This is a genomic window from Marinifilum caeruleilacunae, assembly GCF_013141825.1.
Taxonomy (GTDB): Bacteria; Bacteroidota; Bacteroidia; order Bacteroidales; family Marinifilaceae; genus Marinifilum; species Marinifilum caeruleilacunae.
Genome location: NZ_RZNH01000043.1, coordinates 1 through 17,019, shown reverse-complemented (window position 1 = coordinate 17,019; position 17,019 = coordinate 1). Strand labels below are relative to the sequence as shown.

The following is a 17,019-nucleotide window of genomic DNA, read 5'->3' as shown; positions in this document are numbered from 1 at the left end:
ATGATTAGATGTTTGATATGCGACCCTCACCAATGGCAAGGGCAGTAATCTGTTTTTATGAGCTCATTCTGTATTCCTGTTCGGATATTTTGAGCCAGTTTTGTTTTATTATTCTTCTAGTTCAATTTCTTTTCGTATCGCCAAAAAATTCTTTCTACCACTGCGCCAGTATGGTGCGAATAGAAATCGATTGGACCAACCCAAGGTATAATTGCAGTTTCGTATCCCAGGTTTTTTAAATCTTCTAAACAATGATACAATAAAACCTTTCCCATGCCTTTACCTCTTAAATCGGGATGAGTTCCCATTGGGCCAAACCAAGGCAAGCCTTTATTATTGGCCGAATGTGCCGAGAAAGCACGAATTTTACCATTTAGTTTTGCAATATGAATTCCTATTGGTTCAGCCTGGTAAGCCATTTCCAACTCGTATTGCCACAACTTCCATTCATCTTCTACAAAATCCATCAACTCTTGCTTGTCTTCCGGTTTTGCCCGGCAAACTTCGATCTGATCTGCCTTTAAGGCTTCAATTTTCTTTTTATCGCTCCATTCACGATCATCAAGATCTACCAAAAGATTTGAGGTATCCATAAAACGATCGAAGCCCATTCTGATGGCAAAGCAAAGCGCCGGCGTATATCTCGGATCAATTCCAGGCATGAAATAGTTCATGGGCACATCACCCAAACGCATTACATCTACTTTTCTTTGTTTCAGCTCTGTTTCCAGAAGCTCATACATCGATCGTGCAATTCGGTTTCGTCGGTATGCCTCATCAACCGCCATCATTTTTACATATCCATAGTTCACCCCACGAATATCCATGCGACAAGTTCCCATCAGGAAAGCAACTACTTTGTCCTGATCGCAAGTTACCCATACCAAATCTTGTTCATAGAAAGGATCTTTATAGATCTTTTCGCGAAGTAATTCCTCGCTAATTACATCTAAATGGTAGCTTTTCTGACACAATTTTAATACCTGGTCGAAATCGGAATCCTGGTATTGACGAATGGTACAATTCATTTTCATAAATGAGTATTGAGATAATAGAGATTTATTTTTTGAGTATTTTGCTACGATTATCCTGCTATCTTTTCACAAAGTGCAGCAAAAACTTCCTCATCAACGCACACCTGTTTGAACATATCTTCGATATCGGCAGCTGTAATTTTTTCAAAATCCTCTCTTCGTGGGGTAATAAATACACCACCAAAATCGACTGATGCAGGACTTATTAGCAACTGATCATCGCCTTCGGCAAAATATTGAGTCGGACGATGCAGTTTTCTTGGAAACAAATGCATGATGTATTTGCCATCGACATAGGAGCAGATCACATTCAGCATTGGCTCTTTTTCTTCTGCTTGCATGGCCGCAAATGCTTCGTAGAATTTGGCAACCACCGCAATCAGTTCGCTTGCATTGGCAGTTTCAACACTTATCATTTTTCTTAAGTAATGATTGAATGCACGAACTTCCAAATCTTCCGATTTCAATAATAAATCAGCCTTTTCTTTCAAAGAGAAATACTCTTGCTCTACAGGCATAAATCCTTTATTTCCTCCCTGGAAGTGCATATGATCGGGTGCCGAAGCGCCACACTTTGGTCCGTTATAGAACAAAGTATATCCTTGCATATCCTTTACCAGTGATAGCATGCCTTCCAAATTGTCCATGAAGGATTGATCGACATGATCGACCTTAGGAATGGTGAAATGCTGAGGAATAATTGGGAATGGGTTTACCAAAATAACGTATTCCTTACCCTGTGCAATTCCCCCTTGTTCAGCTGGTAATTTATCCAAACACAAGAAACATGCACGATTCTCAATGCTCTTCTTGTCTACTTTGGCAGCCGACGAGCGAATTCTTTCCGGATTAAACTGAACTTTCATTCTAAATCCGTCGAAAGCGAACTCTTTCTCCTCTACTTTTTCCAATCCTTTAAAGTTTCCATTGGCAAGAGGCCAATCTCTCACTTGCTGGTTCAGGAAATCACTTAATATTTCTACTGACGATTTTTCTTTCAGCAGATCTTCAATTCTATCTATGCTAGCTGTATTCATTTTCTTATAATCTTCCTACAATTATTTTGGCATTTATTCGATCACTCGCGAAACCATGATCCCCGATTGCAATTTGCTTTCCTTTAAGATATCAGCCAAAGGAATATCTGAAATCACCACTTTTTTGGCCAGGCTCGAGGCATGCATCAGGTGCAAACGATCACCTACATGAATTGCAATTCCTACATGAGAAATGTCCAGGCCTTTAATTTTCGTTGTAATGGCAATTAAATCTCCGTTATGAATTTTATTTTCCACACTGTGAACCTCATCTTCAGGGATGTAAAACAGATCACGCTCATTGATTGCATTTTCAGTATTTCTGATCGATACAATCAATGAAGAGTCTGCTTTTAGGGCTGCATAAGAATCAACATGATTGCTCATAAAATTGATCTCTTTTTGATATGCTACGCCTCCAATCTCCCTTGTTACATTCTTCACAATTCCTTTCTGCTCATTTTCAAAAATCCAATCAGAGAAATAGTGTAATCGGGATGAATAATCGCTAAGCTCACCTTTTCGATAACGAAGCTTCTTTAGTTTGTGTAAAAAATCATTTTCGCTAAAGTCGTTCTGCCTGGCAATTGAAGAAAGCACCACCACATTTTCAAGATATGTAGTACAATCCAACTCTCTTAAATTCACCACCAGTTTCTCGCCACCTTCACTTTCGAGGGTTCCTCCAACATAAGGAGTTTGCAAAAACAATTTACCTACTTCCAGAATTCGATCGGCATTTTCGAGCTGGGCAAAAGAATTTTGCCTTGCCAAATTTTTTATCGAATTAAAAATTGACTGATCAAGAGTATCAGAAAACTGAACCAATTTATTGGGTTCACTCTGTTGAACAACTTTCCCTTTACAGGCCACTACAGCAAACAAAAGAATCAATAAATGAATACTCAATCGTCTCATAATTTTAGTTTTTTATCGATAAAAATTCCAAATGCTATAAAAGGAACCAGGAGAGCAAACCCCCGATTCCTCATTAAGCTTAACTATTCTAATTTATTTCACTAATAACTTTCTAGCTTTTAGCTCAATTGTGCGAACTCTATCTTTATAGGTGTTGTGTACATTCATTTTTTCGATATCCAAAGAAGCATCCGAGTTATCTTCCCAACGACGACACAGGTAAATTGGATCGTAAATTCTTCCAATTTGATATTTACGAGAAATTGCCAAACCTAATGCATAATCTTCACCATAATTCACATTTGGAATTGGATTGTTACGCAACACCGGAGTATAGAAAGCACGTGGAGCACCCAAACCATTAATGCGAAGTGCATTGTTTCTACCATTTTCTGGAGTCCACTCTCTGTGATCGATAATTCCAGGAGGAATTTCTTCCAATTTGAAATTTACCATTTGGTAAGTACCAACAACCATTGCGCAGTTTTCTCTGTAGAATGCATCTACCACTTGCTGAATTGTTGTTTCATCGGCATACAAATCATCACTATCCAACTGGATGGCAAACTTACCACAAGCTTCGTGATTTACAGCTTCGTTCCAACAACCACCAATTCCCAGGTCTTTTCTTTCAGGAATTACATGAATTAATCGTTCATCCTGCTCTGCATATTTTACAATAATTTCGGTAGTTCCATCGGTTGAGTAATTGTCAACAATAATTAAGTTGAAATCTACATTTGCTTTCTGAGAAAGAACCGATTTGATTGCATCTTCGATTGTTTTTACACGATCGCGAACCGGAATTACAACCGAAGCTTCTACTTTAAAATTGCCTTCATTAAAAGCAACATCGGCAAATTTAGGCTCTAAATAAGCACCAATTCTTTTCAGGTGCTCGGTACAAGCTTCTTCCATTTCGATTTGTACAGCACGGTTTTTTGGATCTACATAATCGAAAATCTTTTCTCCCGATTTTCTTGTATCCATTTCTTCTTCGGTGTACAATACCTCTGGCACTCTCATAAATTCAGAGCGAGCGGCTACTGCCAAACGCAATGCATACAAACCTGCATGTTCGTATTTAGCATCAACATCTTTTACTGCTTCTTTTAACACAGTAGCATCGTAGAAAAGAACCGATCCAAAGTTGAAATCGTCTCTCAAACTACCTTCCTGGTAATCGATAACAGGTAGGTTTTCTACTTTACCCTCTTTAATGGCACGGTGGTTCGAATAAACCAGGCCGCTATTGGTATCAGTTGCCACTTGATAAAAACGTTCAACCGCCAATTGGCCCAGGGTTAATGCACTTGTTTTTGTGTAAATCAAAACATAGTCCGAATCCGATTTCTCCGCAATTAGCTGAATGGTTTTTCCATTCGATAAAGCTTCGCAATTCAAAACTTCTGCACCCTCAATTTCTTCAGCATTGTTCCCAACAATAAAAATGTTAGATACCAATTCTGATTTTCTTAACTCACTTACAGTAATCGTTGTTTCTTCTTTTGTTCCAAAAGGCAGAAAACATGTAATTTTTGCACTCATTCTTTTATAATTAGGCTTTTGTTATTTTTCTTCTTCATTAAAAAATCGAAAGATTTTACGCATCAAGTCATTTCGATCTTCCTTTGTTTTTAGCGTTTCAAAAGGAAATCCTAAAATAATTGATTGGTAATCTCCATCGTAAACAACACCAGCACTTTTGGTATTGTTTGTATATCTCATAAACACCTTTGCGTTCTTACCCACAGGTTCGATGGCATCAGGAGCTTCTACTTTGTAAATATCTTTATGATATCCTGTTTCGAACTGGTAATTTCCAGTAAAATTTTCTCTTACCTCATTCGGATGAGAAACGGCACCCGATTTACTCGCATAATTGGTTCTGAACAGGAAGTGAAGTTCTTTTTCGGTAAAATCTTTCATTAAAGTATCACCACACTCCACAACATCTGTTCCCAGGTAGGCTCCCGAAAGAATCAGTTTTGCATCTTTCGATTGAATGTATTTTCTGATGGCCTTTACCATTCCAGGTGTATAAATCGTAAAATCTTTATTCTCTTTTCCGTATAGTCTTCGAGTAGTTTTCTCCTCACCAAAAATCAGATCTAATGCTGCGTAATCCGAAACTTCCCAATTCCCTTTTTCAAAAGACTCATCGCTCATCGACACAAAACCGTATCCTGCGGCTTGAATCGCTTCACCATGCACATAAGGGTAATCAAAACGATTTCCTGCAACAATTTTTTCTTCCTGGTCGGCATAACTTGAACCGTGACCCGAAGCATCATCGTCCAACCAAGGCGATTTTCTATCGAAATCGTACTGATCACCAACATAGGCAATATTTCTAACGTAAGCTACTCCCTCATCAACAGCACTGTTAAAGCCGGCAAAACTGCCATCGTCAAATCCATGTGGAGAAGCAATTCTGTCAAAACCATTTACAATTAAAACAGGTTTTTCTCCATTTTGGGATTTGCGATAGGACAAAATCTCCGAAGGAAAACTTTCACCTCCTTCATTCAGGGCTGTAATTTTAAAGCTGTAGATATTTTCAGAACTCAAGTTTTCAAGTATCAATTCTGCTTTGTCTACCAATACGCCATTATCAAATCCGCCATTGTTCAACCTGGTGTATACTTTGTATTTTTTAGCTAGTGCACTTTCTTCCAGTGGATCAACTACCGCTTTCCAACTCAGTCTGATTCCATTCTGTTTTTCATCAATTCTAAAATGATCGACAGGCAAAGGCTGCACCACATAATCCTTTCCTTCCTGGGAAGCTAAGAATCTCAACACACCTTTGTAATAAGCACGACTAATGTGGAATTTAAATTTCGGATCCATTCCCTGGTACATGTCTGCAAAATTGTGATGCGACAGCATTTCAGACAACATGGTAGGCACTTTAGGTCGATATGCTTCGGAATATTGCTTGTTCCACATTCCTCTTCTTGTCCATTTTGGCTCGAAGAGTTTTCGAATATCTTCTACAACCTGCGTTTGCACAATGTCCGTTAAATCACGACTTGCCCATTTCGATTGTCCATTTACAAATCGATCCTTACCATCCCTGGTTGTATTATAAATTGCCAAAGTCCCAATAATGGAATCGTTGGGTGTAAATCCGGCATCGGTATGAAATGCCAATGCCATATCAACAGGAATTCCCAGTCCTTTTGCATTTACATGTTTTGTAGGACCATTGGGAGCACCAATTAAATAATCTACCCATTCACCACGCGACATGTAATCATCCTTATAATCGTCTTTCCCATTTTCACGCTTTTGAAACTTGGCAGCATCTTTTCCACGATTGCTATAATCTGCCTTATAATCTTTATTGATACTATACACAATAGAATCGGGCATTCCTGCATACTGCAAATAGTAGCGGGCAGCTTCGTGATACCTCGGACGATTACTTGTATATTTTTGCCACTTTGAAGAATCCATCGCAAAACCCAATTGGTTTCTTTCTTTGGCCAACTCCTCCAATTCTTCAATCGTACCTCTTGCAATATTTCCGGTTCCTCCGCCAAAACGAACAGCATCGGCCGAAACCCAATTGCCCTCTTCCTTACTTTCGTTTGTAAGCAGAACTTTACCCCTTGTCGGATTTTTTCCGTGCTCAAACAGGAAGGTCCCCAGGTAAATCCAGGTATTTCCTCCCATACTCTGGTTTACAAGAAAATCCGTTTTTCCACCAGCATGATAAACCGAATAATGAGCATCGCTAACATTATCATCATCCACCGAATAAGATACATAAACAGCATATTCCCCTTTTTCGGGAATAAATGGCGTATATTCCACTCTAGCTGTTTCAGACGAAACTGCTTCAGTCTGTTTACTACTTCCCATTTCGAATGGATTTTCTCCTTCGATGTAAAAAGGATACTTATTCGTAAATCCTGCTTGTGTGTTGGTTTCCCAATTTCCTGTTTCCTGATAGTCGGACTGAATTGAACACCAATCAGCATCCACAATTACTTCATTGCTTTGAACATCCCGTTCTCTTGGGAATAAAACGTTTGCACCTGCATTTTCGAGCATAGGCGCAATATAAGGAACCACAAATTCCATGGTCCACATGTCCTCAACTGTAGTATATACCCTGGCCCTTTGCCATTCCCAACGGTCCAGTGTATTTTCGTAGTACCAACCATGCGAATGCCACAAGGCAATGTGCTTATTTTCTAATCCAAACTGATAATTTTCATCTCCAGGCTTCCTTACCAATGGTTTTATTGCATCGCCTTCAACCGACAATCGATTTTTTGCCAAAGGGAAAGAATCATCTCTATAATAATTAGGAATCAATTCACCAATCTCCATCCCCATACACTCAATTCGCACATCGTAATTTCTGAATTTCCGCCCAAGAATTTCCTTTAAATCAGATTGATATTGCTTTACAGTGTTTGGTCTGAAAGGCACATATGAAAAAGTTGAATTTACATATACCACTATTTGCTTCTTATCTGCATTTAGGTCAAGGCTATCCAGCTTAAAGCGATACACAAACTCTTGAGAGGCTTGTTTTAAAAATTCAAGCGCTGCCTTTTCGGCTTTCCTGTTTAAGCGATTTGATTTTTCAGCCGCCTGAACACTATAGCTCAGCAATAAAAAAGAAAATAGGACCAGTAAAGTCGACTTTAAAAGTGTGTTCGATAGAGAATTCATATTCCTAATATTCAATGCAATTTTATCTGATTATATACCATTGGGCAGAATTTCTTCTGCCCAAAAATTGTAATGATAAATCTAAACAATAAACCTGACAAAAGCTTCGATTGCTTCATATTCTGCCAAGCCTAATTTATTAAATAAATTTGCGGTCGCCCTGTTTCTTGCTTCCGATCTTTGCCAGAACAATCTTGAATCGTTACCCATATATGGAGCACTTTCCATTTGCGATTGGTGACGCAGAATTGCATTTCTTTTGTGTTGCAATTCTTCAGGGCTAATTGGCACTGCCATTTGAATTTCATCCAAATCCCACTCTTGCCAAGCACCTCTGTACAACCACACATAGCAGTCTTCCATCCATTTTTCATCTTTTACAATCTGAAGTGCCTGGTAAATGCCTTCCCAACAAACTCGGTGTGTACCGTGTGGATCTGACCAGTCTCCAGCAGCAAAAATTTGTTGTGGCTTCACCTTTCTTAATAAGTTCACAATGATTTGAACATCTTCCTTTCCAAGTGGATTCTTCTTTACCTTACCCGTTTCATAAAAAGGAAGGTCAAGAAAGTGAAGGTTCTTAGAACGCAGACCAACAAAACGACAAGCAGCTTTTGCCTCTCCTCTGCGAATTAGTGATTTCATTCTACGAACTTCAACCGTATCCATTTCGCCAGGAGCTTTATTCTCCAATAAGAATTTACGAATATCTTCAATCACGCTTGGCAGGTTTCCTTCGTTGGTGTCATGCGTTTGCGCAAAACTTTTTACGAAAGACAAATAACGAATTGCTTCGTCATCGGCTACCGCGATATTTCCCGAAGTTTGATAAGCAACATGTACTTCGTGACTCTGATCAACCAATCTTTTTAGTGTTCCCCCCATCGATATTACATCATCATCAGGGTGAGGACTAAATACCAGGACTTTTTTCTGAGCAGGCTCAGCTCTTTCCGGACGATTTGAATCATCGGCATTTGGTTTACCTCCCGGCCAACCGGTAATGGTATGTTGTAAATCGTTAAATACCTTGATGTTTACTTCATATGCCGATCCATACCAGGCAAGCAGCTCACTCAAGCCATTATCGTTATAATCTCTGTTGGTGAGTTTTAAAACCGGTTTCTCCAATTTATTACAAAGCCAAACCACAGCTTTACGAATCCAGTATCGATCCCACTCAACACTACCAACAAGCCAAGGTTTTTTTACTCTTGTCAGTTCTCCTGCCGCAGGTACATCCAATACAAACTGCACATCATTATGGCGCTGCAAATAACTTGCAGGAACTGAATCGCTCTGTCCTTCCTCCAATGCTTTCTTAACAATAGGAGCCTTTCCTTCGCCCCATGCCATCAAAATCACACGCTTTGCTTTAAAGATGGTGCCAACTCCCATTGTAATTGCAGCTTTTGGCACTTTATTTAAACCGTTGAAATCCTTTGCAGCATCACGCCTGGTTAAGGAATCGAGCATGATTAAACGAGTTTTCGAATCTAACTGTGAACCCGGCTCGTTAAAACCAATATGTCCTGTCCTACCAATTCCTAATATTTGCATATCAAGTCCACCAAAAGAATCGATTTTGGCTTCATATTCGGAACAGTAATTAAAAATTCCTTCTTTACTCACCTCTCCATTCGGAACATTAATCTGATTGCGAGGAATATCAATATGATTGAAAAGAACATCGTCCATATAGTAGTTATAGCTCTGTGCGCTCTCATTTGTCATTGGATAATATTCATCCAAATTAAATGTAATTACATTTTTGAACGATAGACCTTCTTCTTTATGCAGTCGCACCAATTCTGCATATACCCCCAATGGTGTTGCACCAGTAGCCAGGCCAAGCACACAAGGACTATTTTGCTCTGCCTTGTCTTTGATTAGGTTTGCGATTTCATGAGCCACCCACTTTGCACCCTTCTCAGCTGTAGCAAAAATATCAGCAGGCATTTTCTCATATCTTGTTTTTACCGTTTTATCGAATTCATCCGATGGTTGGTAATACAACTTAGCTTCATCCAGCTCTTCTCTAAATTGTAATATTTGATTTTCCATATTGCTAACTCCTGATTTAAATTACTTTCGCATCAAAAATAGAACAGAAATTTAAAAAAACCAAAATTGGTATTACATGTTATATAATACTTTTTGAATGGGATTTATTTTTCTATATTTGTATCATGAAAATAAAGTTCCTTTTAATACAGGGTTTTCAATGCGATTGATTTTAAAAAACAGATTGCAATATTTGTTACAAACTCTTCTTTAAAATGTAATTTTATTTTTCTGCAACACTCATCATACATGTTATAAAAACAAAAGCGGATATGATTTTAATTGCCGAAAGCGGATCAACAAAAACCGATTGGGTTCTATTGCAGGAGGGCAAAATCCTAAAGCAACAACAAACTTTAGGAATAAATCCTTTTCACCAGGACATCAGTTCAATTATTGATAATGTAAGATCACTGGAGAATTTCAACTCCGTTGAGCAAATCTATTTTTATGGAGCGGGATGCGCTACTGTTGAAACCAAACAGAAAGTGAAAGATGCATTACTGGAAGTATTTCCTTCTGCCACATGTGAAATTCATAGCGATGTACTTGCTGCTGCAAGATCGGTGTGTGGAAGAGAAAAAGGAATTGCCTGCATTATAGGTACAGGATCAAACTCTTGCTTGTATGATGGAAAAGATATCATTCACAATGTTCGTCCGTTGGGATATATCCTGGGAGATGAAGGAAGTGGTGCTGTCCTGGGTAAAAGACTTATTGCTGATATTTTAAAAGGAGTAGCTCCGGAAGATATCACAAAAGCTTTTTATACAAAACACGACCTGGAATACGGCTATATTATTAATAAGGTATATCGAGAAGAAGCTCCAAGTCGTTTCCTTGCTCAGTTTACTGTTTTTCTTTCTGAAAACGTCGAGCATCCATATGTTTCGAACCTATTACAGGAAGAGTTCACTAAATTCTTTGAGCGAAACATCAAACAATACAATGATCACTCACAGCTTCCTATTCATTTTATTGGTAGTATCGCATACTATTTTAAGAATGAATTAAATAAAGTGGCTGAGAAATTAAACTTACAAACTGGAAAAATCATCAAAAGTCCACTTGAAGGATTGGTTGAATTCCATATTGCAGAATAAAATTTGAATCATGAATAACACACCAAACAAGAAAACCGATAACAAAATAACAGAAGCACCTTCAAATTTCTCCAACCTGGAAAAGATGTCGGTATGCGAACTATTGAATGGAATTAATCAGGAAGATGGACAAATTCATTTGGCTGTAAACAAAGCAATTCCAGAAATAGAAAAATTTGTTAGTCGTTTAATTGACAGAATTAAGGCTGGAGGAAGATTGTTTTACCTGGGAGCAGGAACTAGTGGAAGATTAGGAGTATTGGATGCCTCTGAATTGCCTCCTACATTTGGTGTGCCTGCCAATATTGTAATTGGATTGATAGCGGGTGGAGAAAAAGCATTAAGAAGCGCTGTTGAATCTGCCGAAGATGATCCTGAAAAGGCATGGCAGGAATTACAGGATTACGATATCAATGAAAATGATTCAGTTTTAGGAATTGCGGCTTCGGGAACTACTCCTTATGTAATTGGAGGCGTTAAAAAAGCACGCGAAAATGGACTTTTAACTGCATGCATTACCTGCAATCCAGATGCTCCGGTATCGAAAGAGGCAGAGATTGTAATTGAAGCCATTGTAGGACCCGAATTTGTAACAGGTAGTACAAGACTAAAAGCGGGAACTGCTCAAAAAATGATCCTGAATATGATTACAACCAGTTTGATGATTAAGTTGGGAAGAGTGAAAGGCAACAAGATGGTAAACATGCAGCTTACCAACAAAAAATTGGTAGAGCGAGGCACATTAATGATCATGGATGAGTTAAAACTTGATAAAGAAACATCGAAATCATTACTTCTTGAACATGGATCTGTAAAGAAAGCAATAGAAGCCTACAAAAAGGCTTAAAAGATACCACACACGTAAATACGAAAAGCGGAGTCTGAAAATTATTTTCAACTCCGCTTTTCACTTTCTCAAAACCTGAGAACTACTTCAAATATTGAGTGTATATTTCTAATGTACGATCAATTTGTCCGGCCATTTCCTTATAAGCCTGTTCGCCTTCTTTATCGCGAATGGCTTCATAAATTGCGCGATGTGCTTTTACGGTAAAATCTTTTTCACCATCAACATTGGCATAAATTAAATTACGCATTCTTGGCAGCAAAGAATAGATCGGTTCCATTGAGATAATCATTACTTTATTCCCTGTTGCCTTTGCAACATTCAAATGAAATTTGTTAATGATATCGGCTTCCATCTGCGTATTATCTGGATCACAGTCTGCAAGGTCCGCAATATTTCGGTTCAAGGCTGCCAAATCCTCATCGGTTCTGTTTGCCGCGGCAATTCTTGCAATTTCGGGTTCAAAAACTCTTCGAACTTCAATAATCTGAGAAATCAGGTCGCTATCGAAACTTAAATCATAGTATAGATTTAAAGATTCAATTGCATCCTCGATTTTTAGCTCACTCACAAACATTCCGCTCCCTTTCTTGATTTGAATTAATCCTCGGGCGCTTAATCGACGTAAAGCTTCACGCAATGCTGTTCTACTTACAGCAAACATTTCGCATAGCTCACGCTCCGAAGGCAGCTTAGTTCCTACCAGTAATTTTTTCTGTCGGATTGCCTCTTCAATTCTACGTTCTATTTTTTGACTGAGAGTTTGAGCCGTACCAATTTTTCCAAATATTTCGTCCATGTATTCAAATTTACTTCAACTTGTATGATCTCTGATATTCTATCATGCTTTTGTGCATTAATTGAAGATAAAGCATGGTTTAAATCACACATAAAGACACAACACTAATTTAGCTATAAATACTAGTAAATCCAATAATATCAACACATATCAGATTTTTAAACCATATCACAAAGGAAATATAATAATTATTTTCTCCATAATGTAAAGAATACTACATACTTTATAGCAGGATACAAAGTTATCATACCAAAATGTGAATTCCAACAAAAAAGGGCATTTCGATTAGAAATACCCTTAATTTATAGTCATTTAACGAACTATTTTTTCATCATTTCTGCATAATTCTTGAAAAACAATGGAATTGAGTTAATACCATTAAAGAATTGTTCCAATGGATAGTTCTCATTTGGTGAGTGAATTGCATCACTTTCCAATCCGAAGCCCATTAATACAGATTTAACTCCTAAGATTTTTTCAAAATCAGAGATAATTGGAATAGATCCTCCTGAACGAACTGGAACCGGACGCTTTCCATATACTCCTTCCAATGCTTTTTCGGCAGCTTTGTATGCTGTTAAGTCGATTGGACAACCGTAAGCCTGACCACCATGCAGATGCTCTACTTTAACTTTTACACTCTTAGGTGCAATAGACTCGAAGTGCTTACAGAATAATTCAGCAATTTTTTCATGATCCTGATCTGGAACCAAACGAGAAGAAATTTTAGCATATGCTTTAGATGGCAATACAGTTTTTGCACCTTCTCCTTGATATCCTCCCCAAATTCCACAAATGTCGAATGATGGACGAATACCGGTTCTTTCATTGGTTGAGAATCCTTTTTCTCCTGCCAACTCTTCAACATCCAATGCTTTTTTGTACTCTTCTTCGCTATATGGAGCTTTAGCCATTAATGCACGCTCTTCGTCTGACACTTCAATTACATCATCGTAGAATCCTGGAACGGTAATATGACCATTCTCGTCTACCATTTGAGTAATCATTTTAGCCAATACGTTAATTGGGTTTGCTACTGCACCACCAAATAATCCTGAGTGAAGATCGCGATTAGGGCCAGTTACTTCAACTTCCCAATAGCACAAACCACGTAAACCAGTGGTAATTGTAGGAACATCAGGAGCAATCATTCCTGTATCCGATACAACGATAACATCTGATTTTAACAATTCTTTATTGTCTTCACAGAATTTTGGTAAACTTGGAGAACCTACTTCCTCTTCCCCTTCAATCAAGAATTTTACGTTACACTCCAACTGATTGGTTTTTACCAAATATTCGAAGGCTTTTGTATGCATAAAACCTTGTCCTTTATCATCATCAGCTCCACGAGCGAAGATCTTTCCGTCACGAATTTCTGGCTCAAATGGTGGCGAAGTCCACAACTCCAAAGGCTCAGCTGGCTGCACATCATAGTGAGCATAAACCAATACTGTAGGATAAGATGGATCAAGAATTTTTTCTCCGTATACTACAGGATTTCCTTCTGTTTCCATTACTACGGCCTTATCAGCACCACCATCAATCAATAGCTTTTTCCAAAGTTCAGCACAACGATACATATCGTCCTTATGCTCTGGCTTTGAGCTAATTGAAGGAATTCTAATTAATTCAAAAAGTTCATCTAAGAACCTTTGCTTATTCTCTTCGATATATGTTTTAAGATTATCCATATTAAAGTGTTTATTGGATTTAAATATTTTCGGAAGGTAAATATACAATAGATCGCGAGATTTTAAATATCCAAGTGCAGAATTATTTACAAATTCCAACCAAACAAATCATTACACAAAAAAACAGCAACCCAAAAGGTCACTGTTTCTCTATTATTGTAAGCTTATTCTTTTATCTCATTTTCATGATTTCGCCAATATTCTCGGCTGCATATTCCAGTTCTTTGTACCAGTCTTCGCCATACTTGCGAATTAATGGCTCCTTCAGGAATTTATACACCGGTGTTCCATTCTTAAATCCTAACTCTCTGGCAGGCTTGCAAATGTCCCACTTGTTGTAATTTACTGCATCGAATTCAGCATACTTATCAATTCGAATCGGATATAACTGGCAGGAAATTGGTTTGCGATACGAAATCTTACCATCGAAAAATGCTTTTTCTATCCCACACATGGCATTGCCATTTTCAAATATTGTGTAGGCACACTCTTTCCCATCAATAATTGGAGTTACCAAATCACCATCATTATCGATTACCGAAGTTCCCTGTTTCTCAACCTCTTCAATTCCTCTTTCGGTAAGATATTCTTTAATATCAGGATAGATATCTTCGATGATTTGCTTCTCTTCCTCATCCAACGGAGCCCCCGAATCTCCTTCAACACAACAAGCTCCACAACATTTTGAAATGTCGCAAATGAACTTTTTCTCAATCACATCGAGGCTGACTATGGCTTTTCCTATCTGTAACACTATTTCCCTATTTAAATGTATCCCTTAAACGGATAAAAAAATCCGTACCATCGCGCAAAGATAGTACGGAATGTTTTATATACGGTTACAATCTTTTATTTTATCAAAGATTTTCCTGTCATATCTTCTGGCTTTTCGATGTTCATGATATCCAACAATGTTGGAGCTACATCAGCCAAAATACCATCTTCCAATTGTTTTGGATTTTCAGTTACCCAAATACATGGAACCGGATTCAATGAGTGAGCTGTATTAGGAGAACCATCAGCATTTACTGCGAAATCAGCATTACCGTGGTCTGCAATAATAATTACATCGTAAGCATTTGCTTTGGCTGCCTCTACAACTTGTTCAACACAATTATCTACCGCCTGAACAGCTTTCGAAATTGCTTCGTAAACTCCAGTATGTCCAACCATATCGCCATTAGCGAAGTTCAAACAAACAAAATCAGCCGATTGAGCATTCAACTCAGCAGTAATTTTATCTGCCACTTCAGGAGCCGACATTTCTGGTTGAAGATCGTAAGTTGCAACTTTTGGAGATGCTACCAACAAACGGCTTTCACCTTCGAATTCATCTTCACGACCACCCGAGAAGAAGAAGGTTACGTGCGCATACTTTTCAGTTTCGGCGATACGAATTTGCTTCTTACCTGCTGCAGCAACAACTTCGCCCATTGTGTTCTGAACGTTCTCTTTATCGTAAATTACATTTACACCTTTAAAGTTAGCGTTGTAACAAGTCATGGTATACCACTCAACATCCATTGTGTGCATACCAAATTCCTGCTTATCTTCCTGAGAGAAAACTGTCGTCATCTGACGCAAACGGTCGGTACGGAAATTAAAACAGATTACAACATCGCCTGCTTCAATTTTAGCCAAAGGAGCACCAGCTTCATCTACCACCACTACTGGTTTGATAAACTCATCGGTTACACCTTCTGCATATGATTCCTCGATTGCAGCAACAACATCAGTTGTAGCCTTACCTTCACCTTTTGTGTAAAGATCGTAAGCCAATTTTACACGATCCCAGTTGCTATCGCGATCCATTCCAAAGTAACGACCAATCAAAGAAGCAAATTTTGCAGTTCCTTTGCTGGTAATATCGTTCACAAAGGTTTTTACAAATTGCAATCCTGATTTTGGGTCAGTATCACGTCCATCTGTTAAACCATGAACAAATACATCTTCCACTCCAAATGCTTTTGCTGCATCACAAAGCGCCAAAGCGTGTGAGCTCAAAGAGTGAACACCACCGTCACCAATCAATCCGATTAAGTGAACTTTTTTGCCATTCTCTTTAGCGTGAGTAAAAGCCTTAACAACTTGTTCGTTATCTTTTAAAGTATCTTGCTCTACAGCCATATTGATTTTTACCAAATCCTGGTAAACCACACGTCCGGCACCAATATTTAGGTGACCTACCTCTGAGTTACCCATCTGACCTTCAGGCAATCCTACAAATCTTCCAGCAGCTTGCAACTGTGAGTTTGGATATTTTTCCAATAGTCCATCCATATAAGGAGTTGCTACCGATGAAATCACATCTGAATTTGATTTGTCTCCGATCCCCCATCCGTCAAGGATCATCAATAAAGCTTTTTTGCTATCTGCCATTTTAAAGTATTTTATATCTTAAATTCTGTTTTTACTTGGTCTTAGTGATGCAAAAATATCTTATTAATTCTAATAAAAAAAGCACTTAGACAGTTGAAAGTCTTTATTTTAGACCGAAAACGTTTGTAATTTAAAAATTGTTCAAAGCCGAACAGAATAAGTATCAGAAATTGAGGAGAAATTGGACAATTTGGGGAAAATCTGTAGCACAATCTCTTAACGATCCACTTTTCACCATTTCTATTGAAAACACTCAAGAGGAAAAGATTGTAATCTTTGAAGAATCTCTACATTAAATTAATTGCTGAGTCGTCCTAAAATAGGTTGACACATTTATAAATTAATTATATGATCCAGTGAGGCTAGCCTCACTGGATTTTTGATGTATAAAATTAGGTGTTTTATAATTCAAACTCAAATGAGGTCTCTTGTTATTATAGATCCAAACAGAT

12 protein-coding genes are annotated in these 17,019 nt (G+C 38.1%); 2 read left to right on the top strand and 10 right to left on the bottom strand.

Translation table 11 applies throughout. The features are described from left to right. Nucleotides 1-116: 116 nt before the first annotated feature. The 6 genes from ELS83_RS18770 to nagB all read right to left on the bottom strand — a co-directional run bounded on the left by ELS83_RS18770 (nt 117) and on the right by nagB (nt 9,745). Nucleotides 117-1,034 (bottom strand): GNAT family N-acetyltransferase, encoded by a 918-nt coding sequence (locus ELS83_RS18770; RefSeq protein ID WP_171597080.1) that lies wholly within the window; start codon nt 1,032-1,034, stop codon nt 117-119. A gap of 50 nt (nt 1,035-1,084) precedes the next feature. Continuing rightward, nucleotides 1,085-2,071, bottom strand: a complete 987-nt coding sequence (locus ELS83_RS18765) for a DUF4922 domain-containing protein (RefSeq protein WP_171597079.1) — start codon at nt 2,069-2,071, stop codon at nt 1,085-1,087. A gap of 33 nt (nt 2,072-2,104) precedes the next feature. Beyond that, a complete protein-coding gene (locus tag ELS83_RS18760) occupies nt 2,105-2,989 on the bottom strand; it encodes an N-acetylmuramoyl-L-alanine amidase-like domain-containing protein (RefSeq protein ID WP_171597078.1) in 885 nt (294 codons plus the stop codon). A gap of 93 nt (nt 2,990-3,082) precedes the next feature. Then, nucleotides 3,083-4,537, bottom strand: coding sequence for a glycosyltransferase family 2 protein (locus tag ELS83_RS18755; protein ID WP_171597077.1), 1,455 nt, complete (start codon nt 4,535-4,537; stop codon nt 3,083-3,085). Between the two features lie 21 nt (nt 4,538-4,558). Then, a complete protein-coding gene (locus ELS83_RS18750) occupies nt 4,559-7,681 on the bottom strand; it encodes a golvesin C-terminal-like domain-containing protein (RefSeq protein WP_171597076.1) in 3,123 nt (1,040 codons plus the stop codon). Between the two features lie 81 nt (nt 7,682-7,762). Further along, complete coding sequence (gene nagB / locus ELS83_RS18745) at nt 7,763-9,745, bottom strand: glucosamine-6-phosphate deaminase (RefSeq protein ID WP_171597075.1); 1,983 nt, start codon at nt 9,743-9,745, stop codon at nt 7,763-7,765. 272 nt (nt 9,746-10,017) lie between these two features. Between nagB and ELS83_RS18740 the strand changes: the two genes are divergently transcribed. Together ELS83_RS18740 and murQ are read left to right on the top strand one after the other, a co-directional pair. Further along, nucleotides 10,018-10,848 carry an ATPase gene (locus ELS83_RS18740; RefSeq protein WP_171597074.1) on the top strand — a complete coding sequence of 277 codons (831 nt, stop codon included), beginning with the start codon at nt 10,018-10,020 and terminating at the stop codon, nt 10,846-10,848. 10 nt (nt 10,849-10,858) lie between these two features. Continuing rightward, the gene (murQ, locus tag ELS83_RS18735) at nt 10,859-11,695 is read left to right on the top strand and encodes an N-acetylmuramic acid 6-phosphate etherase (RefSeq protein ID WP_171597073.1); all 837 of its coding nucleotides are present in this window, start codon (nt 10,859-10,861) and stop codon (nt 11,693-11,695) included. An 82-nt stretch (nt 11,696-11,777) separates the two neighbouring features. Here the strand turns inward: murQ and ELS83_RS18730 are convergent, their stop codons facing one another. From ELS83_RS18730 to gpmI, 4 genes are all read right to left on the bottom strand, one after another. Next, nucleotides 11,778-12,494 (bottom strand): FadR/GntR family transcriptional regulator, encoded by a 717-nt coding sequence (locus tag ELS83_RS18730; protein WP_171597072.1) that lies wholly within the window; start codon nt 12,492-12,494, stop codon nt 11,778-11,780. Between the two features lie 320 nt (nt 12,495-12,814). Further along, complete coding sequence (locus ELS83_RS18725; protein ID WP_171597071.1) at nt 12,815-14,188, bottom strand: dipeptidase; 1,374 nt, start codon at nt 14,186-14,188, stop codon at nt 12,815-12,817. Nucleotides 14,189-14,360: 172 nt separating this feature from the next. Next, entirely contained in the window at nt 14,361-14,942 is a 582-nt protein-coding gene (locus ELS83_RS18720) for a DUF3109 family protein (protein WP_171597070.1), read from the bottom strand. 95 nt (nt 14,943-15,037) lie between these two features. Then, nucleotides 15,038-16,567: a 2,3-bisphosphoglycerate-independent phosphoglycerate mutase gene (gpmI, locus tag ELS83_RS18715; RefSeq protein WP_171597069.1), complete on the bottom strand. Its 1,530-nt coding sequence runs from the start codon at nt 16,565-16,567 to the stop codon at nt 15,038-15,040. Nucleotides 16,568-17,019: the final 452 nt, after the last annotated feature.